The 22,289-nt window shown below is 67.3% G+C and carries 20 protein-coding genes; 8 read left to right on the forward strand and 12 right to left on the reverse strand.

Features of this window, described 5'->3' with window-relative positions; all coding sequences use genetic code 11:
• Nucleotide 1: 1 nt before the first annotated feature.
• The 5 genes from G3580_RS09565 to G3580_RS09585 are packed head-to-tail and all read right to left on the reverse strand — an operon-like array spanning nt 2 to nt 5,711.
• Nucleotides 2-1,459 (reverse strand): ArnT family glycosyltransferase, encoded by a 1,458-nt coding sequence (locus G3580_RS09565; protein ID WP_173765027.1) that lies wholly within the window; start codon nt 1,457-1,459, stop codon nt 2-4.
• Nucleotides 1,456-3,006, reverse strand: coding sequence for an ArnT family glycosyltransferase (locus tag G3580_RS09570; RefSeq protein ID WP_173765028.1), 1,551 nt, complete (start codon nt 3,004-3,006; stop codon nt 1,456-1,458). Before G3580_RS09570 ends, G3580_RS09565 begins: the two co-directional genes overlap by 4 nt.
• On the reverse strand, nt 2,996-4,051 hold the full coding sequence (locus tag G3580_RS09575; RefSeq protein WP_173765029.1) for a glycosyltransferase family 2 protein: 1,056 nt from the start codon (nt 4,049-4,051) through the stop codon (nt 2,996-2,998). The genes G3580_RS09570 and G3580_RS09575 overlap by 11 nt, the downstream gene beginning before the upstream one ends.
• Nucleotides 4,048-4,974 (reverse strand): lysylphosphatidylglycerol synthase transmembrane domain-containing protein, encoded by a 927-nt coding sequence (locus G3580_RS09580; RefSeq protein ID WP_228720826.1) that lies wholly within the window; start codon nt 4,972-4,974, stop codon nt 4,048-4,050. The genes G3580_RS09575 and G3580_RS09580 overlap by 4 nt, the downstream gene beginning before the upstream one ends.
• Nucleotides 4,971-5,711, reverse strand: a complete 741-nt coding sequence (locus G3580_RS09585) for a phosphatase PAP2 family protein (RefSeq protein ID WP_173765031.1) — start codon at nt 5,709-5,711, stop codon at nt 4,971-4,973. Before G3580_RS09585 ends, G3580_RS09580 begins: the two co-directional genes overlap by 4 nt.
• A 217-nt stretch (nt 5,712-5,928) precedes the next feature.
• Here G3580_RS09585 and purL point away from each other — a divergent pair, with 217 nt between their 5' ends.
• The gene (gene purL / locus G3580_RS09590) at nt 5,929-9,852 is read left to right on the forward strand and encodes a phosphoribosylformylglycinamidine synthase (RefSeq protein ID WP_173765032.1); all 3,924 of its coding nucleotides are present in this window, start codon (nt 5,929-5,931) and stop codon (nt 9,850-9,852) included.
• 67 nt (nt 9,853-9,919) lie between these two features.
• On the opposite strand, the gene G3580_RS09595 is transcribed toward purL, so the two are convergent.
• The gene (locus G3580_RS09595) at nt 9,920-10,438 is read right to left on the reverse strand and encodes an invasion associated locus B family protein (protein WP_173765033.1); all 519 of its coding nucleotides are present in this window, start codon (nt 10,436-10,438) and stop codon (nt 9,920-9,922) included.
• 53 nt (nt 10,439-10,491) lie between these two features.
• Complete coding sequence (locus tag G3580_RS09600; RefSeq protein WP_173765034.1) at nt 10,492-12,135, reverse strand: electron transfer flavoprotein-ubiquinone oxidoreductase; 1,644 nt, start codon at nt 12,133-12,135, stop codon at nt 10,492-10,494.
• 167 nt (nt 12,136-12,302) lie between these two features.
• Between G3580_RS09600 and G3580_RS09605 the strand changes: the two genes are divergently transcribed.
• The 7 genes from G3580_RS09605 (at nt 12,303) to ftsB (ending at nt 19,668) form a co-directional block, all read left to right on the forward strand.
• Nucleotides 12,303-12,716, forward strand: coding sequence for an acyl-CoA thioesterase (locus G3580_RS09605; RefSeq protein ID WP_173765035.1), 414 nt, complete (start codon nt 12,303-12,305; stop codon nt 12,714-12,716).
• 47 nt (nt 12,717-12,763) lie between these two features.
• Nucleotides 12,764-14,737 (forward strand): acetoacetate--CoA ligase, encoded by a 1,974-nt coding sequence (locus tag G3580_RS09610; protein ID WP_173765036.1) that lies wholly within the window; start codon nt 12,764-12,766, stop codon nt 14,735-14,737.
• The gene (locus G3580_RS09615) at nt 14,734-15,297 is read left to right on the forward strand and encodes a hydrolase (protein ID WP_173765037.1); all 564 of its coding nucleotides are present in this window, start codon (nt 14,734-14,736) and stop codon (nt 15,295-15,297) included. The genes G3580_RS09610 and G3580_RS09615 overlap by 4 nt, the downstream gene beginning before the upstream one ends.
• A gap of 189 nt (nt 15,298-15,486) precedes the next feature.
• The gene (locus G3580_RS09620) at nt 15,487-17,136 is read left to right on the forward strand and encodes a CTP synthase (protein WP_173765038.1); all 1,650 of its coding nucleotides are present in this window, start codon (nt 15,487-15,489) and stop codon (nt 17,134-17,136) included.
• Entirely contained in the window at nt 17,123-17,959 is an 837-nt protein-coding gene (gene kdsA / locus G3580_RS09625; protein ID WP_173765039.1) for a 3-deoxy-8-phosphooctulonate synthase, read from the forward strand. Before G3580_RS09620 ends, kdsA begins: the two co-directional genes overlap by 14 nt.
• 50 nt (nt 17,960-18,009) lie before the next feature.
• Nucleotides 18,010-19,299, forward strand: a complete 1,290-nt coding sequence (eno, locus tag G3580_RS09630) for a phosphopyruvate hydratase (protein ID WP_173765040.1) — start codon at nt 18,010-18,012, stop codon at nt 19,297-19,299.
• Nucleotides 19,300-19,392: 93 nt separating this feature from the next.
• Complete coding sequence (ftsB, locus tag G3580_RS09635; RefSeq protein WP_173765041.1) at nt 19,393-19,668, forward strand: cell division protein FtsB; 276 nt, start codon at nt 19,393-19,395, stop codon at nt 19,666-19,668.
• Between the two features lie 8 nt (nt 19,669-19,676).
• On the opposite strand, the gene G3580_RS09640 is transcribed toward ftsB, so the two are convergent.
• The 5 genes from G3580_RS09640 to G3580_RS09660 are packed head-to-tail and all read right to left on the reverse strand — an operon-like array spanning nt 19,677 to nt 22,149.
• Nucleotides 19,677-20,108, reverse strand: a complete 432-nt coding sequence (locus G3580_RS09640) for a CBS domain-containing protein (RefSeq protein WP_173765042.1) — start codon at nt 20,106-20,108, stop codon at nt 19,677-19,679.
• A 19-nt stretch (nt 20,109-20,127) separates the two neighbouring features.
• Nucleotides 20,128-20,637 (reverse strand): C40 family peptidase, encoded by a 510-nt coding sequence (locus tag G3580_RS09645; RefSeq protein ID WP_173765043.1) that lies wholly within the window; start codon nt 20,635-20,637, stop codon nt 20,128-20,130.
• 50 nt (nt 20,638-20,687) lie between these two features.
• Nucleotides 20,688-21,125, reverse strand: coding sequence for a D-aminoacyl-tRNA deacylase (dtd, locus tag G3580_RS09650; protein WP_173765044.1), 438 nt, complete (start codon nt 21,123-21,125; stop codon nt 20,688-20,690).
• Nucleotides 21,122-21,442 carry a hypothetical protein gene (locus G3580_RS09655; RefSeq protein ID WP_173765045.1) on the reverse strand — a complete coding sequence of 107 codons (321 nt, stop codon included), beginning with the start codon at nt 21,440-21,442 and terminating at the stop codon, nt 21,122-21,124. The genes dtd and G3580_RS09655 overlap by 4 nt, the downstream gene beginning before the upstream one ends.
• Nucleotides 21,439-22,149 (reverse strand): SIMPL domain-containing protein, encoded by a 711-nt coding sequence (locus G3580_RS09660; protein ID WP_173765046.1) that lies wholly within the window; start codon nt 22,147-22,149, stop codon nt 21,439-21,441. The genes G3580_RS09655 and G3580_RS09660 overlap by 4 nt, the downstream gene beginning before the upstream one ends.
• Between the last annotated feature and the right edge of the window lie 140 nt (nt 22,150-22,289).

Below are 22,289 nucleotides of genomic sequence, written 5' to 3' on the forward strand. Positions count from 1 at the left end.
TTCATTTGTAGCCCTTGAACCCCTGCAGCAGGAACAGGAAACGCTGGCGCAACAGCTTCGGATACACCTGCACGCGGACCTCGCCGAGCGGTTCGACATGCTCGAAGCGCGCCGCGATCGCGGCAATATCCGGCCCTTCCGAGGCGAACAGGATCGGACGCTGCTCGCCCGGCACCAGCCGGGTGGTCAGTTCGTACTGATCCATGACACGGCCTTCCGGGTTCCAGCTCACCCACGCTTTCGGTTGCAGCTGGTAGTTCAGCTGGGCCAGGGTCTCGCGATCCACGCCCATCAGGATGGCGTCCGGATGGCGCGCGAGATGGGGCGCCACCTGTGCGGCGAGGGCCGACCAGCCACGCGCCCGCTTGAACGGATCGAGCTTGGCGCTCATCGGCTTGCCGGTGAGCCGGTGCACATCGGGCCAGTGATAGACCAGGCACATCACCGCAATGTTGACACCGACCGCGAGCGCAAACAGGCGACCACGCCGCGCTTCGAGCAAATACGCCGGCACGAGCAGACTCGCCGCCACATAGATGGGTGCGGCCCAGTTGCCGTTGGCGCGTCCGGTGAGCGCCTGGACGCTGACCAGGAGCAGCAACGGCCACACCATCACCAGCAACAGTCGATAGGCTGGCTGGCGCCACAGACGTGGGGTGCGTGCGAGCACCCACAGCAGCCCGAAGGCGAGCAGCGGGCCGAAGGACAGCCATTGGGCGCCAATGAATTCGCCGAATTCACCCGGTGCCCAGCTCCGCGATTCCAGGCGTGTAATCTCCGCGGTGTGGCGAAAGGTGGGAAACGCATGCTCCACGTTCCACCAGACGTTGGGGATGAACAGGGCAACCCCCAGCGCAAACGCGATCCATGGTCGTGCGGAGCCCAGGGCACGGCGCCCGCGCGGGTCGGCCAGCATCGCCAGGAACGCCGAGCCGGCGAACGCCGCCATGGTGTACTTGGTCATCATGCCCAGGCCGAAGGCGACGCCGACGACCAGCCAGTTCGACCAGCGCCCGGAATCGAGTGCCCGCGCCAGGCCCCACAGCGCGATCGCCCAGAACAGCAGCAGCGGAGCATCGGTGGACACGAACAGCCCGAGTGCGGAGACCAGTGGAATCGTCAGCACCACCACCGCGGCCCAGAATCCGATCCGCGGCGAGAACAGGCGTGCGCCCAGGGCCTGCACGACCAGCGCGGTGAGCGGATAGCACAACAGGGCCGGCAGCTTGAGCGCGATGAGGGTATGACCGAACACCGCTTCGCTCGCGGCGATCATGGCGGCGATCATGGGCGGTTTGGAGTAGTAGCCCCAGTCGAGCGCCTGCGACCAGCCCCAGTAATAGGCTTCGTCCACGTACGGGTCGAGACCGAGACGCAGGATCACCCAGATGCGGTAGCCCGTCAGCGCCACGCACAGCACGAGCAGGAGGCCGGTGTAGCGACCTTGCTGTGCCGTCACTGCGCCTGGCGGCGCAACAGCACGACGCCGCCCTCCTGGAAGAGGACCTCATAGCCGCTCGACGGCACGCGATCGATCCGGGTCACGACGAGTTGCCCGGGCCGGGCCTCGTCATGCGGCGTTGCGGCGAGGGCGTAGACGCTGAAGCTCGGCGCATCGAAACGCAGGCGCACGGCGGACTCCGACAGCTTGCGCGCGAGCAGACCGGCGTCCTTCACCGGCCCCTGAACGACGTCGCCGAGGTAGGGTACGACGACCGCCGCGAGCACCAGCACCTGCGCCGCCGCGCCGATCGCGAGCGTCTGCCACACCTTGAGCCGGCCGAACACGGCGAGTGCCAGCCAGCCCGCCAGCAGCAGAATGGTCACCAGGTAGTAGATCGGCGTGACCAGGTCCAGCGCCCGCGACAGCTGTGCGCGGTAGAACGCGTTGCCGGCCCCGGTCGAGGACAGGTACCCGAACAGGCTCGGCAGCAGCGGCAGCAGCGCGAAGAACAGTGTCGGCGCGATCAGGTGCGGCCAGCGCCGCACCAGGCTTTCGCGATGCGCGGCGATCAGGATGAACAGCGGGGTGGCGCCATAGAGCGCGTAGTGCGGCAGCTTGGTGCCGGAGAGACTGAAGAAGGCGACCACGAACAGCGCCCACAGCCACAGGAAGCGGCGCACGCCGGTGTTCGCGTCGCGCAACGCATTGCGCAGCGAGGCGAGCAGCGGACCGATCCATGGCAGCAGCAGCAGCGGCAGGGCGATCACGTAATAGAACAGGCTGCCGGTATGGCCCTCGAGCGAGCCGGTGAAGCGCTTGACGTTGTGCTTGAGGATGAAGCCGTCGATGAAGCTCTGGCCGTGCACGCCGAGCGTGTAGGCGTACCACGGTACCACCAGCACCACGAAGATCAGCCAGCCGATCGGGTCGGCGATGGCCCGCAGCCAGCGCCGCCACTGCCCGCGCGAGACGCAGTAGAGGAAGGTGACCGCGCCGGGCACGATCAGCGCGATCGGCCCCTTGGTGAGGGCGCCGAGCGCCATCCACACGAAGCTGCGCAGCAGCGGTGCGCGCCGCCCCGATTCCAGGTGCCGCCAGGCGTCGAACAGGGTCAGCGCGAGCAGGAGGTTGAGCAGGGCGTCGGCGGTGGCCGCGCGTCCGATCACGAAAGGCCCGAGCGCGGTGCTCGTGACGACCAGCGCCGCCAGCGCCACCGCCGGGCCGAAGCGCTCGCGCGCGAAGAACCAGGTGGCGTAGCTCCAAGATGCCGCAGCGACCGCGGAGGGCAGGCGGAAGGCCCACTCGGTGGGGCCGAACAGCAGGTAGCCGAGCGCCTGCAGCCAGTAGATGAGGATGGGCTTGTCGAAACGGTTCGCGCCGTCGAGGTAGGTGGACAGGAAGTCGCCGCGCGCGAACATCTCCCGCGTCGCCTCGGAGAACGCGCCTTCATCCACGTCGAACAGCGGCGCCGCCCCCAGGCGCAGGAAGAACGCCAGCAGCGGCAGCAGGAAGACGAGGGCCGTCAGGGCCCGTGTCCAGCCGCGGCGCGGCTCAGTGCCCATCGTTGCCCCCGGTTTGCGCCCATCCCTCGGAATCGGCCAGCGGCGGCACCGGCCGGGCCAGGTAGGGGCGCGTGTCGCCGGATTCGAAATACACCCGCGCCAGCAGCTCGGCAAGCACGCCCGAGGTCACCATCTGCACCCCGGCGATCACCAGGAAGAAGCCGCCGAACAGCAGCGGCCGGGTGCCGATGGATTCGCCGAGGAAGATCTTGACGAAGGCCAGATAGGCCAGGATCAGGCTACCCAGCGCGCCGAGGCCGATGCCGATGCCGCCGAAGAAATGCCCCGGCCGGGTGCGGTAGCGCATGAAGAAGTAGACGAACACCAGATCGAGCACCACCCGGAAGGTGCGCGAGATGCCGTACTTGGATTCACCGAACACGCGCGGATGATGGCTCACCACCTCCTGGGCGATGCGTTTGGGGGTGGTCACCGTCGCCAGCCAGGCGGGGATGAAGCGGTGCATCTCGCCGTACAGGCGCACGTTCTTGATCGCGCTGGCGCGGAAGATCTTGAGGCTGCAGCCATAGTCCTTGAGGTGCACGCCGGTCATCCGCGCGATCAGCCGGTTGGCGATCCGCGAAGGCACCTTGCGCAGCAGCAGGCCGTCCTGGCGGTCCTTGCGCCAACCGGCGACCAGATCCAGGTCCTCGTCGAGCAGGCGCCCGACCATGCGCGGAATGTCGATCGGATCGTTCTGCAGATCACCGTCCATGGTGGCGATCACCGTGCCGCGCGCGGCATCGAGACCGGCCTGCATGGCCGCGGTCTGCTTGAAGTTGCGCATCAGCGCGACCACGCGCACATGCGGGCCATACTGCTTGGCGCAGCGCTCCAGCTCGGCGGGCGTGTCATCGGAACTGCCGTCATCGACGAGGATGACTTCCCACGGCCACGGGTAGGGGCCGAGCGCCAGATGGATGCGCTCGAGCAGCGGGGCCACATTCTCGGCCTCGTTGTACATCGGCACGACGATCGACAGGCTGTGCTCGGGCAGATTGGCCGGGATGCTGGGTTCTGCAGGGGGCAGCGGATTCTGGGTCATTGCGTATCTTGGCCGGAATGAAGTTGGGTGGCGCCGGGGGTGGCGACGACGTGTCCCACCAGCCAGGCAATGGCGCCCGCGCTGGAGGCGCAGGCGATCACGAAAAGATGCAGGACGAGTGCCGCCTGCAGGCCGGATTGAAGCGTAACACCATGGGCGAGCATGGCGGCAGCGGCACCGGCTTCATAGGTCCCGAAACCCGCCACGCCCTGAATCGGCAGGATCGCCGCCAGCTCGGCGCCCAGCGCACCGGCGGCGCCCACGGCCGGCGAAGCGTCCAGCACGGTGGCGAGCAGCCACGCCTGCGCCGCGAGTTTGACCGACCAGTTGGCCAGCGTCCACACCCAGCCGAAACGTGCATGGCGGGTCGAGTCGGCAAAGGCGTCGCGCACCTTGCCCAGACGCACCTGCCAGGGGCCACCGGCATGCCAGTCATGGGTCCGCCGGGCCCAGCGGGGCAGCGCGAAGGCCACGGCCACCAGGCCGGCCACGCCGAGTGTACGCAGCGCCGGATGCAGGCCGGGCCAGACCAGAATGGCCAGCCCCAGCACCACGAAGGCGTCCTGGAGCCGGAACCAGAACAGCGAGGCGAGGGCGCGCCCCAGCGGCGTGCCGAACAGGCGCCCGAGCAGAATCGGGAACGCCGCTTCGCCACCGCGGAAGGGCACGATGTTCACCATCGCGTTGTGGATCAGCACGATACGCAGGCAGGCACCGAAGCGGCCCACGCCGTCGTGGCGGAATTCGTCCCACACGCGCACGGCACGCAGCAGATAGCTGATGGCGAAACCGACGGCGGCCAGCGCGACCGCGCCGGGCTGCAAGCTCGCGAGCGCGCCCCCCAGCGCCGCCCACTGGCCGCCGCGGACGAACCAGACGAGCAGTGCCAGGGTGAGGGCCAGAGCGATGAGACGTTTGATCATCGTGCGCCCCATTGCCGAGACGCGGTCCAGACGGAGATGGATAGGGCGGCGACGCCCAGCAAACCCGCGAACGGTGCGACGCTCGGATAGCCACTGTCGAGGACCAGCCGTGCCATGCCGGACACGAGGCCGAGGCCGGCGAGGACGAGCATGCCGGCGCGACGCGTCCAGAAGCGCCAGCGTTGCGCCCACAGCGCACCGCTCACACCGCACAGCCAGCCGATCGCGGCCCCGGCGAGGACGTCCACGGGCCAGTGCGCGCCGACCGCGATCCGGGACAGACCGATGGCCGTGGCCAGCGACAGCGCCGGCAACAGCCAGAGGGCACGTGCGCCGGGCGACAGGCTGAACAGCAGCGCCGAGGCGACCGCAAACGCGGTTGCGGTGTGCCCGGACGGAAAGCTCAGGGTGTCGAGACGCACACCGATCACGTGGATGGCGTCGGGTGGCAGCAGGACCTCGGGGCGGGGCGCGTCGACCAGATACTTGAGGCCGCGGACGAGCACGATGCCGGCAGGCCATGACAGCAGCACCGCCGCCGCGAACACCGGCTTGACCAGGAGCGCGAGCGCCATCCAGGCGGCGACCGAGGCGACGCTGGCCTGGTCGGTGAGGAAGGCCCAGAGCGTATCCGGAAAGTGGCCCGTGGCGTGCTGAAGGGCCAAGAACACCTCGGTATTGGCGCCGAAGGTGTGCACCAGCACCGCGCCGAGCGCGCACACCAGCGGCGGCAGCATCGCGATCGCGATCTGTCGGACAGGGGCGGGGCGTGGCAGCGCGGAAGAGGGCATTCGACGGGCCGTCCGTGAAAGTCGCGATTCTATCGCATGCGCTGCGCGCAAGCGCCATCGGGCGCCCAGAAGCCGCCGGCGCTCGGGTATAATTCCGCCTTTGTTTCCGTGCCCGTCCGACCCGTCGGCCCGGCGCGCCATCACGCCCTTCCTGTCGATCAAGATGACCGAAATCCTCACGCTTCGTGGCGCCCCCGCGCTGACGGCGCCCCGGCTGGCCCGCCTGGGCAAGACCCTGGCTGACATCGTCCCCCGTTTTCAAGGGGTTCAGGCCGAGTTCCTGTACTTCGTCGAACTGAACGCACCGCTCGACGATGCCGCCCGCGCCCGCCTGGTCGATCTGCTCGACGCCCACCCGGTGACGCCCGACGTGCCGACGGGCACGCTGTTGCTGGTGACCCCGCGCCTGGGCACCATCTCGCCCTGGTCGTCCAAGGCCACCGACATCGCGCACCAGTGCGGCTTCGAGGCCATCGTGCGCATCGAGCGGGGCATCGCCTATTACGTGGCCGCCAAGGGAGATCTGGCCGCCCGTCGCGCCGCGCTGCTGCCGGCGCTGCACGATCGCATGACCGAGTCGGTGCTCGCCACCCCCGACGAGGCCGGCGCGCTGTTCGCGCATTACGCGCCACAACCGCTCACCACGGTGGACATCCTCGGCGCCGGGCGCGCAGCGCTGGTGGCCGCCAACACCGCGCTGGGCCTGGCGCTGTCGGACGACGAGATCGACTATCTGGTCGACAACTTCACCCGCATCGAACGCAACCCGACCGATGTGGAGCTGATGATGTTCGCCCAGGCCAATTCCGAGCATTGCCGCCACAAGATCTTCAACGCCGACTGGGTGATCGACCATCGCCCCATGGACAAGAGCCTGTTCGGCATGATCCGCGAGACCCATCAGGCCCAACCGGAAGGCACCGTGGTGGCCTATTCGGACAATGCCTCGGTCATCGCCGGGGCCGAAGTCGACACCCTGTATCCGGACGCCGATGGCCGCTGGGCCTTCCGCTCCGAGCTGACCCACATCCTCGCCAAGGTCGAGACCCACAATCACCCGACGGCCATCTCGCCGTTCCCGGGCGCCGCCACCGGCTCCGGCGGCGAGATCCGCGACGAGGGCGCCACCGGGCGCGGATCGCGCCCCAAGGCCGGTCTGGCCGGCTTCTCGGTGTCCAATCTGGAGATCCCCGAGTTCACCCAGCCCTGGGAAAAGGCCTACGGGCGCCCCGAGCGGATCGCCTCGGCGCTGGAGATCATGATCGAGGGGCCGATCGGCGCCGCCGCCTTCAACAACGAGTTCGGCCGTCCCAACCTGACCGGCTACTTCCGCACCTTCGAGCAGGACGTGCAGGGCGAGGTGCGCGGCTACCACAAGCCGATCATGATCGCCGGCGGCCTGGGCAACATCCAGGCGGCGCAGTCGCACAAGGAGAAGTTCGCCCCCGGCACCCTGCTGATCCAGCTCGGCGGCCCGGGCATGCTCATCGGCCTGGGCGGCGGCGCGGCCTCGAGCATGACCACCGGCACCAACACCGCCGATCTGGACTTCGCCTCGGTGCAGCGCGGCAACCCCGAGATCCAGCGCCGCTGCCAGGAGGTCATCGACCGCTGCTGGCAGATGGGCGAGCGCAACCCCATCCTGTCGATCCACGACGTCGGCGCCGGCGGCCTCTCCAACGCCATGCCCGAGCTGGCCGAATCGGCCGACCTCGGCGCGCGCTTCGAGCTGCGCGAGATCCACATCGAGGAGCCGGGCATGAGCCCGCGCGAGATCTGGTGCAACGAGTCCCAGGAACGCTACGTGCTGGCCATCGCGCCGGACGATCTAGACCTGTTCCGCGCCCTGTGCGAACGTGAGCGCTGTCCCTTCGCCGTGGTGGGCGAAGCGACCGCCGACGGTCACCTGACCGTCACCGACCGCCAGTTCGACAACCAGCCGGTGGACATGGAAATGCAGGTGCTGCTCGGCAAACCGCCGAAGATGACCCGCAACGTGTCGCGCCGCGCCGTGCATCTGCCGCCCTTCGACGTCACCGACATCGACCTGGACGACGCCTGCCGCCGCGTGCTGCGGGTACCGTCGGTCGCGTCCAAGCAGTTCCTCATCACCATCGGCGATCGCAGCGTCGGCGGCCTGACCGCCCGCGACCAGATGGTCGGCCCGTGGCAGGTGCCGGTGGCGGACGTGGCGGTCACGTCGATGAGTTTCCACGGCCACCTCGGCGAAGCCTTCGCCATGGGCGAGCGCACGCCGGTGGCCTGCATCGACGCGCCCGCCAGCGGCCGCATGGCCATCGGCGAGGCGATCACCAACCTGGCCGCCGCCGACGTGGCCGACATCAGGCAGGTGAAGCTGTCGGCCAACTGGATGGCGGCGGCGGGGCATCGCGGCGAGGACGCCAACCTCTACGACACCGTGAGCGCGGTCTCCGCCTTCTGCCAGCAGGCCGGCCTGTCGATCCCGGTGGGCAAGGACTCGCTGTCCATGAAGACCGCGTGGGACGAGCAGGGCGAACAGAAGCAGGTGATCTCACCGTTGTCGCTGATCGTCACCGCCTTCGCGCCGGTGCAGGACGTGCGCCGCACGCTCACGCCGCAGCTGTCGCTGGCCCACGAAGACACCGAACTGCTGCTGATCGATCTGGGCAACAACGAGAACCGCCTCGGCGGCTCGGCCCTCACCCAGGCGTACGGGTCGGTGGGCGAGCATGCGCCCGACGCCGATCCGGCGCAGGTGGCGACCTTCTTCGAGATCGTCCAGCGCCTGCGCGCCGAAGACCTGATCCTCGCCTATCACGACCGCGGCGACGGCGGCCTGTGGGCCACCGTGTGCGAGATGGCCTTCGCCTCGCGCTGCGGCATCTCCCTGGTACTCGACACGGTCTGCTACGACCGCTGGGCGAACGACGTGGACGGCCTCGAGAAGCGCCCCGACACGCTCAAGGGCCGCTTCAACGACAAGGCTTTCGCCGGGCTGTTCGCCGAAGAACTCGGTGCCGTCATCCAGATCCGCCGCGAGGACCGCGCGCGCATCACCGAACCCCTGCGCGAGGCCGGGCTCACCTACCATTTCATCGGCGAGCCCAACGACAAGGACGAACTGCGCGTGTGGCGCAACGCCAAGCTGCTGTTCGGGGCGCCGCGTGCCGAGCTGATGCAGACCTGGGCGGAAACCAGCTACCACATCGCCCGTCTGCGCGACGACGCCATCAGCGTCGACGAGGAATTCGCCACCCTGGCCGAAGCGGACGATCCGGGGCTGTCGGTGCGACTGAGCTTCGATCCCGCCGAGGACGTGGCCGCGCCGATGATCGCTACTGGCGCCCGCCCGCGCATCGCCATCCTGCGCGAGCAGGGCGTCAATTCCCATGTGGAGATGGCGGCGGCCTTCGCACGTGCCGGCTTCGAGCCCTTCGACGTGCACATGTCCGACCTGCAGGCCGGCCGCGTGACGCTCGCCGACTTCACGGGGCTGGCCGCTTGCGGCGGCTTCTCCTACGGCGACGTGCTCGGCGCCGGGCAGGGCTGGGCCAAGTCCATTCTGTTCAACCCGGCGCTCTACGAGCAGTTCAGCGCCTTCTTCCAGCGTCCCGACAGCTTCGCGCTGGGGGTATGCAATGGCTGCCAGATGATGTCGCATCTGGCACCGATCATCCCGGGTGCCGAATTCTGGCCGACCTTCCATCGCAACCGCAGCGAACAGTTCGAGGCGCGCTTCAGCCTGGTGGAGGTGCTCGACAGCCCGTCGATCTTCTTCGACGGCATGGCTGGCAGCCACATGCCCATCGTGGTCTCTCATGGTGAAGGTCGGGCGGTGTTCCGCGACGACGCCATCGAGCAGGTCTCGCGCGCGGTGCGCTACATCGATCCTCACGGCAAGCCGGCCAGCACCTATCCGCGCAACCCGAACGGCTCGCCCGAGGGCATCACCGGCGTGACGACGGCCGACGGCCGCTTCACGATCATGATGCCGCACCCGGAGCGCACTTTCAGGACCGTGCAGATGTCCTGGGCGCCAGAGACGCTGGGCGAGGATTCGCCCTGGATGCGCATGTTCCGCAACGCCCGCCGCTGGATCGGATGAGCGTCGCCGCAACACACGAAAAAGGCGCCACGGGCGCCTTTTTTGTTGCCGCCTCTGCGGGGCGGGCTTACTTCGTCAGTGCGTCGAGGGCGGCACTCAAGCCCTTGAGCGAGACCGGCACATCGACCGCCTGCCGCTGCAGATTGGCAAAACTGATGTGCGCCTGGCTGCCGCCACGCAGCGATTTGAGCAATGCCGCGTCGATCTTCACGCCGGCCTGACAGCCGTTCTGGGCGCACACGTTGTAGGGCACGCGCAGCGGCTCGCCGTCGTCGACCTTGATCTGGATACCGGCCTGCAGGGCCACGCCGAGCGGCACGGTGAGGATCGCCACCGGCTCGGTCTGCTTGGGCGGATAGCCGATGGCCATGTGCACGATGGGCTTCTTGGTGTCTTTCATCGACACCAGCTGATAGGCGTGACAGAGCTCCGCCGGCGCGCCCTTGGGCTGTTCGCACTGGATGCGCCAGTCCTTGAAGGTGTCGCCCGACTTGGCCGCCCGGGAGGCGGCCGGAACAAGGGCGAGGGCGGCCAGCGCAGCACACGCGAGCACATGACGATACGACGGGGTGGATATGGTCGGCACCCGATCCTCCTTGGCGTTTGTGAGCGGGGCGGGCCGATGCCCGCCGGTCCATTCTACATGCCCTGGTAGATCGGTCCCTCGCCCCCCTGGGGCACCACCCAGTTGATGTTCTGGGTCGGATCCTTGATATCGCAGGTCTTGCAGTGCACACAGTTCTGCGCATTGATCTGCAGGCGCGGGTTGGCGCCGCCCTCGTCGCGCACGATCTCGTACACCCCGGCCGGGCAGTAGCGCTGCTCGGGCGCGTCGAACTGCGCCAGGTTCACCTCGATGGCCACTTCCGGATTCTTGAGTTGCAGGTGGCAGGGCTGCTCCTCTTCGTGGTTGGTGTTCGACAGGAACACCGAGGAGAGCCGGTCGAAGCTCAGCGTGCCGTCCGGTTTCGGATAGTCGATCGGAGTGCATTCGGCCGCCGGCTTCAGCGCGGTGTGATCGGCGCTGTTGTGCAGCGTCCACGGCACCTTGCCGCCGAACAGCTTCTGGTCGATGCCGAACAGCAGCGAGCCCAGGTATAGGCCCTTCTTCATGTAGGGCTTGAAGTTGCGCGTCTTGTGCAGTTCTGCGTGCAGCCAGCTGTTGCGGAAGGCTTCCGGGTAAACCGTCAGCTCATCGCGTTCCCGGCTTTCGGCCAGCGCGGCGAAGGCCGCCTCCGCGGCCAGCATGCCGCTCTTGATGGCCGCATGGCTGCCCTTGATACGCGCGGCGTTGAGGAAGCCGGCATCGTCGCCGATGAGGCCGCCGCCCGGGAAGCTCAGCTTGGGCAGGCTCTGCAGCCCGCCGGCGGCGATGGCGCGGGCACCATAAGCCAGCCGCTTGCCGCCTTCGATGTAGCCCCGGATCATCGGATGGGTCTTGTAGCGCTGGAATTCCTCGAAGGGCGACAGATACGGGTTGGTGTAATTCAGCCCCACCACGTAGCCGATGGCCACCAGATTGTCTTCCAGGTGATAGACGAAACCGCCGCCGTAGGTGGCGTTGTCCATGGGCCAGCCGGCGGTGTGCACCACCAGACCCGACCGGTGTGCCTCGGCGGGCACCTCCCACAACTCCTTGATGCCGATGCCGTAGGTTTGCGGGTCGGCGTCCTTGCGCAGTTCGAAATGGGCTTCGAGCTGTTTGCCCAGATGGCCACGACAGCCTTCCGCGAACAGGGTGTACTTGGCATGCAGCTCCATGCCGGGCTGGTAGTTGGGGCCCTGCTCGCCCTCGCGGGTCAGGCCCATGTCGCCGGTGGCCACGCCCTTGACCGCGCCCGCCTCGTCGAACAGGAGCTCGGCCCCGGCAAAGCCCGGATAGACCTCGACGCCCAGCGCCTCGGCCTGTTCGCCGAGCCACTTGACCACGTTGCCCAGGCGCACGATGTAGTTGCCGTGATTGACGAAGCAGTCCGGCAGCAGGGCGTTGGGCAGGGCGCGACCGCCGGTCTCGGACAGGAACAGGACCTTGTCTTCGCTGACCTCGGTGTTCAGGGGCGCGCCCATGGCCTTCCAGTCGGGCAGCAGTTCGGTGAGCGCGCGCGGGTCCATCACCGCGCCCGAGAGGATGTGCGCCCCGATCTCGGCCGCCTTCTCGATGAGGCACACCGACAGTTCGGTACCCGCCGCGTCGGCCAGCTGCTTGAGCCGGATCGCCGCCGCCAGCCCGGCCGGGCCGCCGCCGACGATCAGGATGTCGAACTCCATCGATTCGCGTTCCATTGTGTTCTCCTTCACCGTGTCCGTTATTGTCGGGTCGATCCCATTCTCGTCCGATGCACCCAAGCGTACCCTGTCTCTCGAACGCCGCTGGCGTTGCACGATAACATACGCTGGCGTATGTTACTGCATCCGCTCCGATGATGAGAATAGCAAACGAGGACACCGCAATGACCGAGCCCCGACGCACGCTGCTGCACACCTCGACGATCCCGGTCCGCTGGGGCGACATGGATGCCTATGCGCATGTGAACAACACCATCTACTTCCGCTACTGCGAGCAGGCGCGGGTGGAGTGGATCGAGGCCATGGGCTATCCGGTGCTGACCGAAGCGGGAACCGGGCCGGTGATCATCAACGCCGCGTGCACCTTTCTCATCCCGATCACCTATCCGGCCACCGTGATCGTGCGCCTCTACGCCGGCGAACCCGGGCGCAGCAGCGTGATGACCTGGTACGACATCCGCACCGAGGGCGACGATCGCCTCTTTGCCGAGGGCTCGGCGAAGGTGGTGTGGATGGATCACGAGAGCGGAAAATCGGTCCCGTTGCCGGACGCATTGCGCCAGACCCTGGTGGTCTGAACCCGATGCAGAGAACACAATAAGACACCACGAGGAGAGGCAAGACGATGAGCACACCGACCCACGATCCGGACCGGCCCCTGTGGGCCCCCAGTGCCGAGCGCATCGCAGCGAGCGGCATGACCGATTTTCGCGACCAGGCCAACGCCCGCTGGGGGCTCGAGATGGCCGACTACGAGCAGCTCCATGCCTGGTCGGTGCGTCACCCCGAGCAGTTCTGGCGCAGCCTGTGGACGTGGGGCGGGGTGATCGGCGAATCGGGCGACACGGTGCTCGAACACGGCGATCGCATGCCCGGAGCGACATGGTTTCCCCAGGCCCGCCTCAACCTCGCGGAAAACCTGCTGCGCCGGCGGGATCAGCACGATGCGCTGGTCTTCTGGGGGGAAGACAAGGTCAAGCAGCGTCTGAGCCACGCCGAGCTGTACCGCGAGGTGGCGCACCTGGCCGCCGCGCTGCGCGATCTCGGCGTCGCCCCCGGCGACCGGGTCGCCGCCTACATGCCCAACATGCCGCAGACCGTGGTGGCCATGCTGGCCACGGCCAGCATCGGCGCGATCTTCACCTCCGCGTCACCGGACTTCGGCGTTCAGGGCGTGCTCGACCGTTTCGGCCAGACCGAACCGAAGGTTCTCGTGACCGTGGATGGCTACTACTACAACGGCAAGCACGTGGACATCCGCGCCAAGGTCGCCGAAGTGGCCGCGGGCCTGCCCTCGCTGCGCCGGGTGGTGGTCGCGCCGTACGCCGAGGCGCACCCGGCGATCGACGGCATCGCCCATGCACGGCTGTGGGCGGACGTGGTGCAGCCCTTCGCCCACGAAACCGAGATCGCCTTCGAGCGCCTGCCCTTCGATCACCCGCTCTACGTGATGTACTCCTCGGGAACGACCGGGGTGCCCAAGTGCATCGTCCATTGCGCGGGCGGGGCGCTGCTCCAGCACATCAAGGAACACCGCCTGCACACCGATGTGCGCGCCGGCGACCGCATCTTCTACTTCACCACCTGCGGCTGGATGATGTGGAACTGGCTGGTCTCGGCACTGGCGGTGGAGGCCACGGTGCTGCTCTACGACGGCTCGCCCTTCGTCGACGATGGCGACATCCTGTTCGACTACGCCGACGCCGAGCACATGACCCATTTCGGCACCTCGGCCAAGTTCATCGACCATCTGGCCAAACTCGGGCGCCGGCCGGTCGACACCCACCGGCTCGACAGCGTGCGCGCCATGATGTCCACCGGCAGCCCGCTCGTGCCCGAGAGCTTCGATTACGTCTATGACGCGATCAAGGCCGATCTGTGCCTGTCCTCCATCTCCGGCGGCACCGACATCCTCTCGTGCTTCGTGCTCGGCAATCCGACCCTGCCGGTGTGGCGCGGCGAGATCCAGTGCAAGGGGCTGGGCATGGCGGTGGAGATCTTCGACGAAAACGCTCAGCCGGTGGCAGGCGAGAAAGGCGAACTGGTGTGCACCCGCCCGTTCCCGGCCATGCCCGTCGGTTTCTGGAACGACCCGGACGGGGCCAAGTACCACGCGGCCTATTTCGAGCGCTTCGACAAGGTGTGGTGCCATGGCGACTTCTGCGAGATCACCGCCCATGGCGGACTGATCATCCATGGCCGCTCGGACGCCACGCTCAACCCCGGTGGCGTGCGCATCGGCACCGCGGAAATCTACCGCCAGGTGGAAAAGCTCGACGAGGTGCTCGAATCTCTGGTGATCGGCCAGTCCTGGGAGCACGACGTGCGCGTGGTGCTGTTCGTGAAGCTGCGCGAGGGTGTCGAGCTGGACGACGTGCTCATCGACCGGATCAAGCGCACCATCCGCGAGAACACCACACCCCGTCACGTGCCTGCGCGCATCGTGGCGGTGGAGGACATCCCGCGCACCCGCAGCGGCAAGATCGTGGAACTGGCGGTGCGCAACGTGGTGCATGGCCAACCGGTCAGGAACGTCGAGGCGCTGGCCAACCCCGAAGCGCTCGAACAGTTCCGCCATCGGCCGGAGCTGGCGCGATGAACGCCACCGGAAGTCTCGATCTGATCGACCGGCACCGCAGCACGCTGCTGCTCATCGATCTGCAGGAACGCCTGTATCCCGCCATTGACGAGGGCGCCTCGGTGCTGGACAACGATCTCGCACTGGTGCGCTGCGCCGCGCAACTCGGCGTGCCGTGTGTCATTTCCGAACAATATCCGCAGGGGCTCGGCCCGTCGGTCGCGGCGCTGCGCGAGGCCGCGCCCGACGCCCGGGTCGTGCACAAGACCCACTTTTCCTGCGTTGCCGAAGGCTGCCTGACGCAGACGGCGGTCGATGCGCGCCCGCAGGTCGTCGTCGGCGGCACCGAAGCCCATGTGTGCGTGCTGCAGACCGTGCTCGATCTGCTCGCCATCGGCAAGACGGTGTTCGTGGTCGCTGACGGAATCGGCTCGCGGACGCCGCAGAACAAGGCCCTGGCCATCGAGCGCATGCGTTCGGCAGGCGCCCGGATCGTCTCGCGCGAGATGGTGTTGTTCGAATGGCTGCGCGAGGCGGCCAGCGACGAGTTCCGGCGCATCAACCGCGAGTTCATCCGCTGAGGCGTGCCGTGGCGCAGCGGGGCGCTCCGTACGTTTGGGCGACCGGGGCATGCCGTTGATTCCGGGCGGTTTTTCGCCAGCGTGCTGCTCGCTCGGGAGCACTCACGGTCGCGACGGGCACGGATGCGTCCGCGTTGAGGGCGGACGGGGAGTTCGGGTATCATTGCGCTTTCCCGCTCCGCATTTCTCATGACTAAGTACGTATTCGTGACCGGCGGTGTCGTGTCCTCCCTGGGCAAGGGCATCGCGGCGGCCTCGTTGGGGGCCATCCTGGAGTCGCGCGGCATCCGTGTGACCCACCTCAAACTCGACCCCTACATCAACGTCGACCCGGGGACCATGAGCCCCTTCCAGCACGGCGAGGTCTTCGTGACCGAAGACGGCGCCGAGACCGACCTGGACCTGGGCCATTACGAGCGCTTCACCAGCGCCAAGATGTCCAAGCGCAACAACTTCACCACCGGCCAGATCTACGAATCGGTGCTGAAGAAGGAGCGTCGCGGCGAGTACCTGGGCAAGACGGTGCAGGTCATCCCGCACATCACCGACGAAATCAAGGCCTTCATCAAGCGCGGCGCCGAAGGCGCCGACGTGGCGCTGGTCGAGGTCGGCGGCACCGTGGGCGACATCGAATCGCTGCCGTTCCTGGAAGCGATACGCCAGATGGGCATCGAGGAAGGGCGCAACGGCACCTGCTTCATCCACCTGACCCTGCTGCCCTACATCCCCACCGCCGGCGAACTCAAGACCAAGCCGACCCAGCACTCGGTCAAGGAACTGCGCGAGATCGGCATCCAGCCCGACATCCTCCTGTGCCGTGCCGACCGCTCGATCCCGGCGGACGAACGGCGCAAGATCGCGCTGTTCTGCAACGTCATGCCCGAGGCGGTGATCGAGGCGCTCGACGCCAGTTCCATCTACAAGATCCCGGGCATGCTGCACGAGCAGATGCTCGACGAGATCGTCTGCCACAAGCTCGGCATCCTCGCCAAAGCCGCTGACCTGTCGGTGTGGGACCGGCTCATCAACGCACTGGAAAACCCGGAGCACGAGATCGACATCGCCTTCGTCGGCAAGTACGTCGATCTGACCGAGTCCTACAAGTCGCTCATCGAGGCGCTCAACCACGCCGGCCTGCACACCCGCAGCAAGGTGAACATCCACTACCTCGACTCCGAGGAAATCGAGCAAAAGGGCTGCGGCGTGCTCGAGAAGATGGACGCCATCCTCGTGCCCGGCGGCTTCGGCAAGCGCGGCACCGAAGGCAAGATCCTCGCCATCCAGTACGCCCGCGAGCACAAGGTGCCGTACCTGGGCATCTGCCTGGGCATGCAGCTGGCCGTGGTCGAGTATGCCCGCCACGTGGCCGGCATGAAGGGCGCCCACAGCACCGAGTTCGACGACAAGACCAAGTATCCGGTCATCGGCCTGATCACCGAGTGGCTGGACCGTTCCGGCCAGGTGGAGCGCCGCGACGACAATTCCGACCTGGGCGGCACCATGCGCCTGGGCGGGCAGACCTGTGAGCTCCAGGAAGGCTCGCTGGCCCGCGACGTCTATGGGCAGCCGGAGATCATCGAACGCCATCGCCACCGTTACGAGGTGAACAACACCCTGCTGGGGCAGCTCGAGAAGGCCGGTCTGCGGGTGGGCGGTCGTGCGCCGGGCACCGATCTGTGCGAGATGATCGAACTGCCGGACCATCCGTGGTTCGTCGGCTGCCAGTTCCACCCGGAATTCACCTCCAATCCCCGTCAGGGCCATCCGCTGTTCACCGCCTATGTCAAGGCTGCGCTGACAGCGCGCGAAGCCCGGGAGGGCGCCTGTGAAGCTGTGTGATTTCGAGGCCGGTCTCGACCGGCCCCTGTTCCTCATCGCCGGGCCGTGCGTGATCGAATCGCGCCAGATGGCCCTGGATACCGCCGGCGCGCTCAAGGACATCTGCGCCGAGCTCGGCATCCCGTTCATCTACAAGTCGTCCTACGACAAGGCCAACCGCAGCAGCGGCACCTCGTATCGTGGTCTGGGGATGGAGAAGGGGCTCGACATCCTCGCCGACGTGCGCAAGACCATCGGCGTGCCGGTGCTCACCGACGTCCATGCCATCGACGAGATCGCCGCGGTGGCGGCGGCGGTCGACGTGCTGCAGACGCCGGCCTTTCTGTGCCGCCAGACCGATTTCATCGAGGCAGTGGCCCAGTGCGGCAAGCCGGTCAACATCAAGAAGGGGCAGTTCCTCGCCCCCGGCGACATGAAGAACGTGGTCGACAAGGCCAGGGCCGCCAATGGCGGTGCGGACACCATCATGGTGTGCGAGCGTGGCGCCTCCTTCGGCTACAACAACCTCGTCTCCGACATGCGCTCGCTGGCGATCATGCGCGAGACCGGTTGCCCGGTGGTTTATGACGCCACCCATTCGGTGCAGCTGCCGGGCGGGCAGGGCACCGCCTCCGGCGGGCAGCGCGAGTTCGTGCCGGTACTGGCCCGGGCCGCCGTGGCCGCCGGTGTCGCGGGTATCTTCATGGAGACCCATCCGACGCCCGAGACCGCCCTGTCGGACGGCCCCAACGCGTGGCCGCTGCCGAAGATGAAGGCCCTGCTCGAAACCCTGCGGGACCTCGACCGGCTGGTCAAGCAGGCCGGATTCCTCGAACAGGCCTGAGCCCGCCTCAAACCGATACTTCAATCATCTAGACAAGAACAGGAAGTCCTATGAGTGCAATCATTGACGTCATCGCCCGTGAAGTCCTCGACTCGCGTGGCAACCCGACCGTTGAAGCCGACGTGCTGCTCGAATCCGGCGTGATGGGCCGCGCGGCGGTGCCGTCCGGCGCCTCCACCGGCGCCCGCGAGGCCATCGAACTGCGTGACGGCGATGGCGCCCGCTACCTGGGCAAGGGCGTCCAGCAGGCGGTCGAGAACGTCAATACCGAGATCTCCGAAGCGCTCATCGGCCTCGACGCCGAAGAACAGTCCTTCATCGACCGCACCCTGATCGAGCTCGACGGCACCGAGAACAAGTCCCGCCTCGGCGCCAACGCCACCCTGGCGGTGTCCATGGCGGTGGCCAAGGCCGCTGCCGAAGAGGCCGGCCTGCCGCTGTACCGCTACTTCGGCGGTTCCGGCCCCATGGCGATGCCGGTGCCGATGATGAACGTGATCAACGGGGGCGCCCACGCCAACAACTCGCTGGACATCCAGGAATGCATGATCATGCCGGTGTCCATGGGCAGCTTCCGCGAGGCGCTGCGCTGTGGCGCGGAGATCTTCCACCATCTCAAGAAGCTTACCGATGCCAAGGGCTACCCCACGACCGTCGGTGACGAAGGCGGCTTCGCCCCCAACGTGGGCGGCACCGACGAAGCGCTGAACATGATCCTCGAGGCGGTCTCCAACGCCGGCTACGAGCCGGGTACCGACGTGGTGCTGGCGCTCGACTGCGCTTCCTCCGAGTTCTACAAGGACGGCCAGTACGTGCTCGCCGGCGAAGGCCTGACCCTGGATGCCTCCGGTTTCGCCGACTACCTGGCGACGCTGGCGGACCGTTTCCCGATCGTCTCCATCGAAGACGGCATGGCCGAGGACGACTGGGCCGGCTGGAAGATCCTGAGCGAGCGTCTGGGCAAGAAGGTGCAGCTGGTCGGCGACGACCTGTTCGTCACCAACACCAAGATCCTCAAGCAGGGGATCGATCAGGACATCGCCAACTCGATCCTCATCAAGATCAACCAGATCGGTACCCTGTCGGAGACCTTCGCCGCCGTCGAGATGGCCAAGCGCGCCGGTTACACCGCCGTGATCTCCCACCGCTCCGGCGAGACCGAGGATTCGACCATCGCCGACATCGCGGTGGGCCTGAACGCCATGCAGATCAAGACCGGCTCGCTGTCGCGCTCCGACCGTATCGCCAAGTACAACCAGCTGCTGCGCATCGAGGAAGATCTCGGCGATACCGCGTCCTACCCGGGCCTGTCCGCCTTCTACAACCTGCGTCGCCGATAAGCGGCGAGGCATGCATCACCGGTCCGCTGCGACAGTGGCCGGTGTCCCCCGTTTGCGGGCCGGCCTGACGCCGGCCCGTTTTGACCCTTCGACATGCGCTGGCCGATCCTGATCCTGCTCCTGCTGGTGATCGTGCTCCAATACCCGCTGTGGTTCGGTAAGGGGGGATGGTTTCGCGTCTGGGAAGCGGATCGCGACCTGGCCGAGCAGAAGGCCGTCAACCAGAAACTCGAGCAGCGCAACGCCAGCCTCGAAGCCGAAATCCGCGACCTCAAGACCGGCAACGAGGCCATCGAGGAGCGCGCCCGCTATGAACTCGGGCTGACCAAACCCGACGAAGTCTTCGTCCAGGTGCCGCAGAAGCGCTGAGCCACCGCCTACAGCGCCACATGGATGTCGTCGCGGCGCGCCAGCTCGCTTTCGAAGTCCACCAGCTCCAATCCCAGCGCATCGCGCGCGGACACCATGCCGACCACCCGCCCGTTGTCGACGACAGGCACATGCCGGTAGCCGCCTTCATGCATCATGTGCAGCGCATGGCCGAGAGGCCGGTCGGGCGTGATGGTCACCGGATCCGGGGTCATGACCTGCGCCAGGCACACGGCATCGGCCGCCAGATTGCTGGCAAGCACCCGGGTCAGCCCGTCCCGCTCGGTAAAGATGCCCAGCAGCTCGTCCTTGTCCACCACCATGATCGCGCCGACCTTCGCGGCGTTCATGCGCGCGGCCGCCTCGACCACCGTCAGTTCCGGCAAGCCGGTGACGATCTGTTTTCCGGCGATGACGTCGCGAATCAGGCGTGCGGGCATGGATGGGGTTCTCCAGGCGTCAAATGGCGGGCAAAAGGGTGCGCGCACCATCGAAGCGGGTTGAAAAATAGCGGTTCGAGAGGCGGTCGATGCGCACCGAGCCGTTGCTGCTCGGCGCGTGGATGAAACGTCCTTCGCCCAGGTAGATGCCCATGTGCGAATGGCGTCGGTTGAGCGTATTGAAGAACACCAGATCACCCGGTTGCAAGGCGTCACGGCGGATCGGGCGGGTTTGCGCGGCGATCTGGGCCGCATTGTGCGGGAGCCGTTGTCCGCTGACCTGCTCGACGATGTACGACACCATCCCGCTGCAATCGAGCCCGGCTTCGGGATTGCGACCGCCGAAACGATAGCCGGTCCCGATGAGGCCGTACGCGTACAGCACGACCTGTTCGGCCTCGTCCGCCGAGCTCAGGCTGACGAAGTGCCTGCCGGCGACCGGCGCATCGGCGTCGATCACCGGGGCACTCGAACACCCCGCCAGCAAGGACAGCAGTGCGACAAGCGGAATGACCAGGAATCGACGCATGGCAGGACGGCACGGACGGCGGAACAGCGCCTAGCGTAACGCAGCCGCCCTCAGGCTTCCAGCCAGAATGTGACCGGCCCCTGATTGGTGAGGCTCACGGCCATGTCTGCGCCGAAGCGCCCGCTGGCGACGAAGGGATGACGCGCCCGGGCGCGGGCGCACAGATCGTCGAACAGCTCGGCCGCGCGCTCGGGCGGCGCGGCGGTGCTGAAGCCCGGGCGTGTCCCCTTGCGGGTATCGGCCGCCAGGGTGAACTGGGGCACCAGCAGCAGGCCGCCGCCGGTGTCGACCAGCGACCGGTTCATGCGTCCGGCGTCGTCCGCAAAGACCCGGTAACCGAGCAGGCGCTCGAGCATTCTTTCGCAGCGGGCCGGGTCGTCATCCGGCTGCACGCCGATCAGCGCCAGCAGGCCGGCGTCGATGCGTCCGACCGTCTCGCCGGCGACGACCACCGAGGCATGACTCACCCGCTGGATGAGCGCAATCACGTCCGCTGGAGCAGGGTGCGGCAGCGGACGACCTCGGTGCTGCCGGCACGCAGCAGCTCGACCCCGCTGTCCTGCACGCGAAGCTGCAACGACTGGCCCAGGAACTGGTGCGGTTCGTCCCCCGCCTGCAACGTGAAGATGCCGGTCCCGGTGCGGATGCGCAGGGTGTCACCGGTGTTGGCGACCGTCAGGCGTTCGCCGTCGGTGCAGACGAACTCGGTCGACGCCGGGGCGGGAGAGGAGACGGCCAGGCCGATGCCGGCGCCGATGATGCCGGACAGCACGAGCAGTCCGGACACGAGACGGGGGTGTTTCATGGTTTGTCGAGCAGTTCGATGGTCCCGTTGACCTGGATGGTGATATGACTCCGGCCGGCTTCCACGGGCGCCGGCGCGCTCATTTCGGAGCGGTCGGCCGCCATGGCGGCGCGTAACACCAGCGTGGGGCCGCGCTGCGTTCCCACGTTGAGGGTCTTGATCCGATAGCGGTGCCCGAGTGCCTTGGCGACCATCTCGGCGCGTTTTCCGAAGGCGTCGATGGCGGCGAGCGTCGCGGCATCCTCGGCCGCGGCGAGGGTCTCGGGTGAGGGCACCACACTGAGGTTGCCGATCGCCAGCGTCGCCTGCAGCGCCCCCACACAGGCGGAGAAGGCGGCCGTGTCGCGGCTTTCGATGCTCAACGCGCTGCGCATGCGCCAGGCGCTGATGGTCCGGCTGTTCTTGGCATACACCGGCCAGGTGGCGGTCTGGGCCGTCTGCACCGTGACCGTCGGATAGCGTTTGGCCACGGCCAGGGCGTCGGCGATGCGCCGATTCACCTCGGCCGAGACCTGACGCGGATCGTCGCCGGTCGCTTCGGCATAGGCCTCGGCGCGCGCCAGATCGTTGTCGGCCTCCGCCTGACCGTCGGCGGACAGGTTGACCGTGGGCAGCTCCTGCGCGCCGGCCCGGGTCGGCAGGGCCAACAGCAAGCAAACCGCCAGCAGCGGCGCACACCAGCGGCAGACGTTGATCCGTGACAGCATGTCGATGGCACACCTGTTGAATTCGGGTAGCCCCTTATACCGGAACACGGCCGCCACGGCGAGCTTTGCCATGTAAAGCGATGTGAATTGAGGTCGATTGACAGGGGTGGAGCACGCCACGAGAATCGACGCTTTCATGA

Source organism: Nitrogeniibacter mangrovi, assembly GCF_010983895.1.
In the GTDB taxonomy this organism is placed as follows: Bacteria; Pseudomonadota; Gammaproteobacteria; order Burkholderiales; family Rhodocyclaceae; genus Nitrogeniibacter; species Nitrogeniibacter mangrovi.

Coding starts and splice junctions, on each gene's coding strand:
- G3580_RS09570 (WP_173765028.1), bottom strand. CDS start 3,006: ATGGGCACTGAGCCGCGCCGCGGCTGGACACGGGCCCTGACGGCCCTC.
- G3580_RS09575 (WP_173765029.1), bottom strand. CDS start 4,051: ATGACCCAGAATCCGCTGCCCCCTGCAGAACCCAGCATCCCGGCCAAT.
- G3580_RS09580 (WP_228720826.1), bottom strand. CDS start 4,974: ATGATCAAACGTCTCATCGCTCTGGCCCTCACCCTGGCACTGCTCGTC.
- G3580_RS09585 (WP_173765031.1), bottom strand. CDS start 5,711: ATGCTGCCGCCGCTGGTGTGCGCGCTCGGCGCGGTGCTGGTGCACACC.
- purL (WP_173765032.1), top strand. CDS start 5,929: ATGACCGAAATCCTCACGCTTCGTGGCGCCCCCGCGCTGACGGCGCCC.
- G3580_RS09600 (WP_173765034.1), bottom strand. CDS start 12,135: ATGGAACGCGAATCGATGGAGTTCGACATCCTGATCGTCGGCGGCGGC.
- G3580_RS09605 (WP_173765035.1), top strand. CDS start 12,303: ATGACCGAGCCCCGACGCACGCTGCTGCACACCTCGACGATCCCGGTC.
- G3580_RS09610 (WP_173765036.1), top strand. CDS start 12,764: ATGAGCACACCGACCCACGATCCGGACCGGCCCCTGTGGGCCCCCAGT.
- G3580_RS09615 (WP_173765037.1), top strand. CDS start 14,734: ATGAACGCCACCGGAAGTCTCGATCTGATCGACCGGCACCGCAGCACG.
- G3580_RS09620 (WP_173765038.1), top strand. CDS start 15,487: ATGACTAAGTACGTATTCGTGACCGGCGGTGTCGTGTCCTCCCTGGGC.
- eno (WP_173765040.1), top strand. CDS start 18,010: ATGAGTGCAATCATTGACGTCATCGCCCGTGAAGTCCTCGACTCGCGT.
- ftsB (WP_173765041.1), top strand. CDS start 19,393: ATGCGCTGGCCGATCCTGATCCTGCTCCTGCTGGTGATCGTGCTCCAA.
- G3580_RS09640 (WP_173765042.1), bottom strand. CDS start 20,108: ATGCCCGCACGCCTGATTCGCGACGTCATCGCCGGAAAACAGATCGTC.
- G3580_RS09645 (WP_173765043.1), bottom strand. CDS start 20,637: ATGCGTCGATTCCTGGTCATTCCGCTTGTCGCACTGCTGTCCTTGCTG.
- G3580_RS09655 (WP_173765045.1), bottom strand. CDS start 21,442: ATGAAACACCCCCGTCTCGTGTCCGGACTGCTCGTGCTGTCCGGCATC.
- G3580_RS09660 (WP_173765046.1), bottom strand. CDS start 22,149: ATGCTGTCACGGATCAACGTCTGCCGCTGGTGTGCGCCGCTGCTGGCG.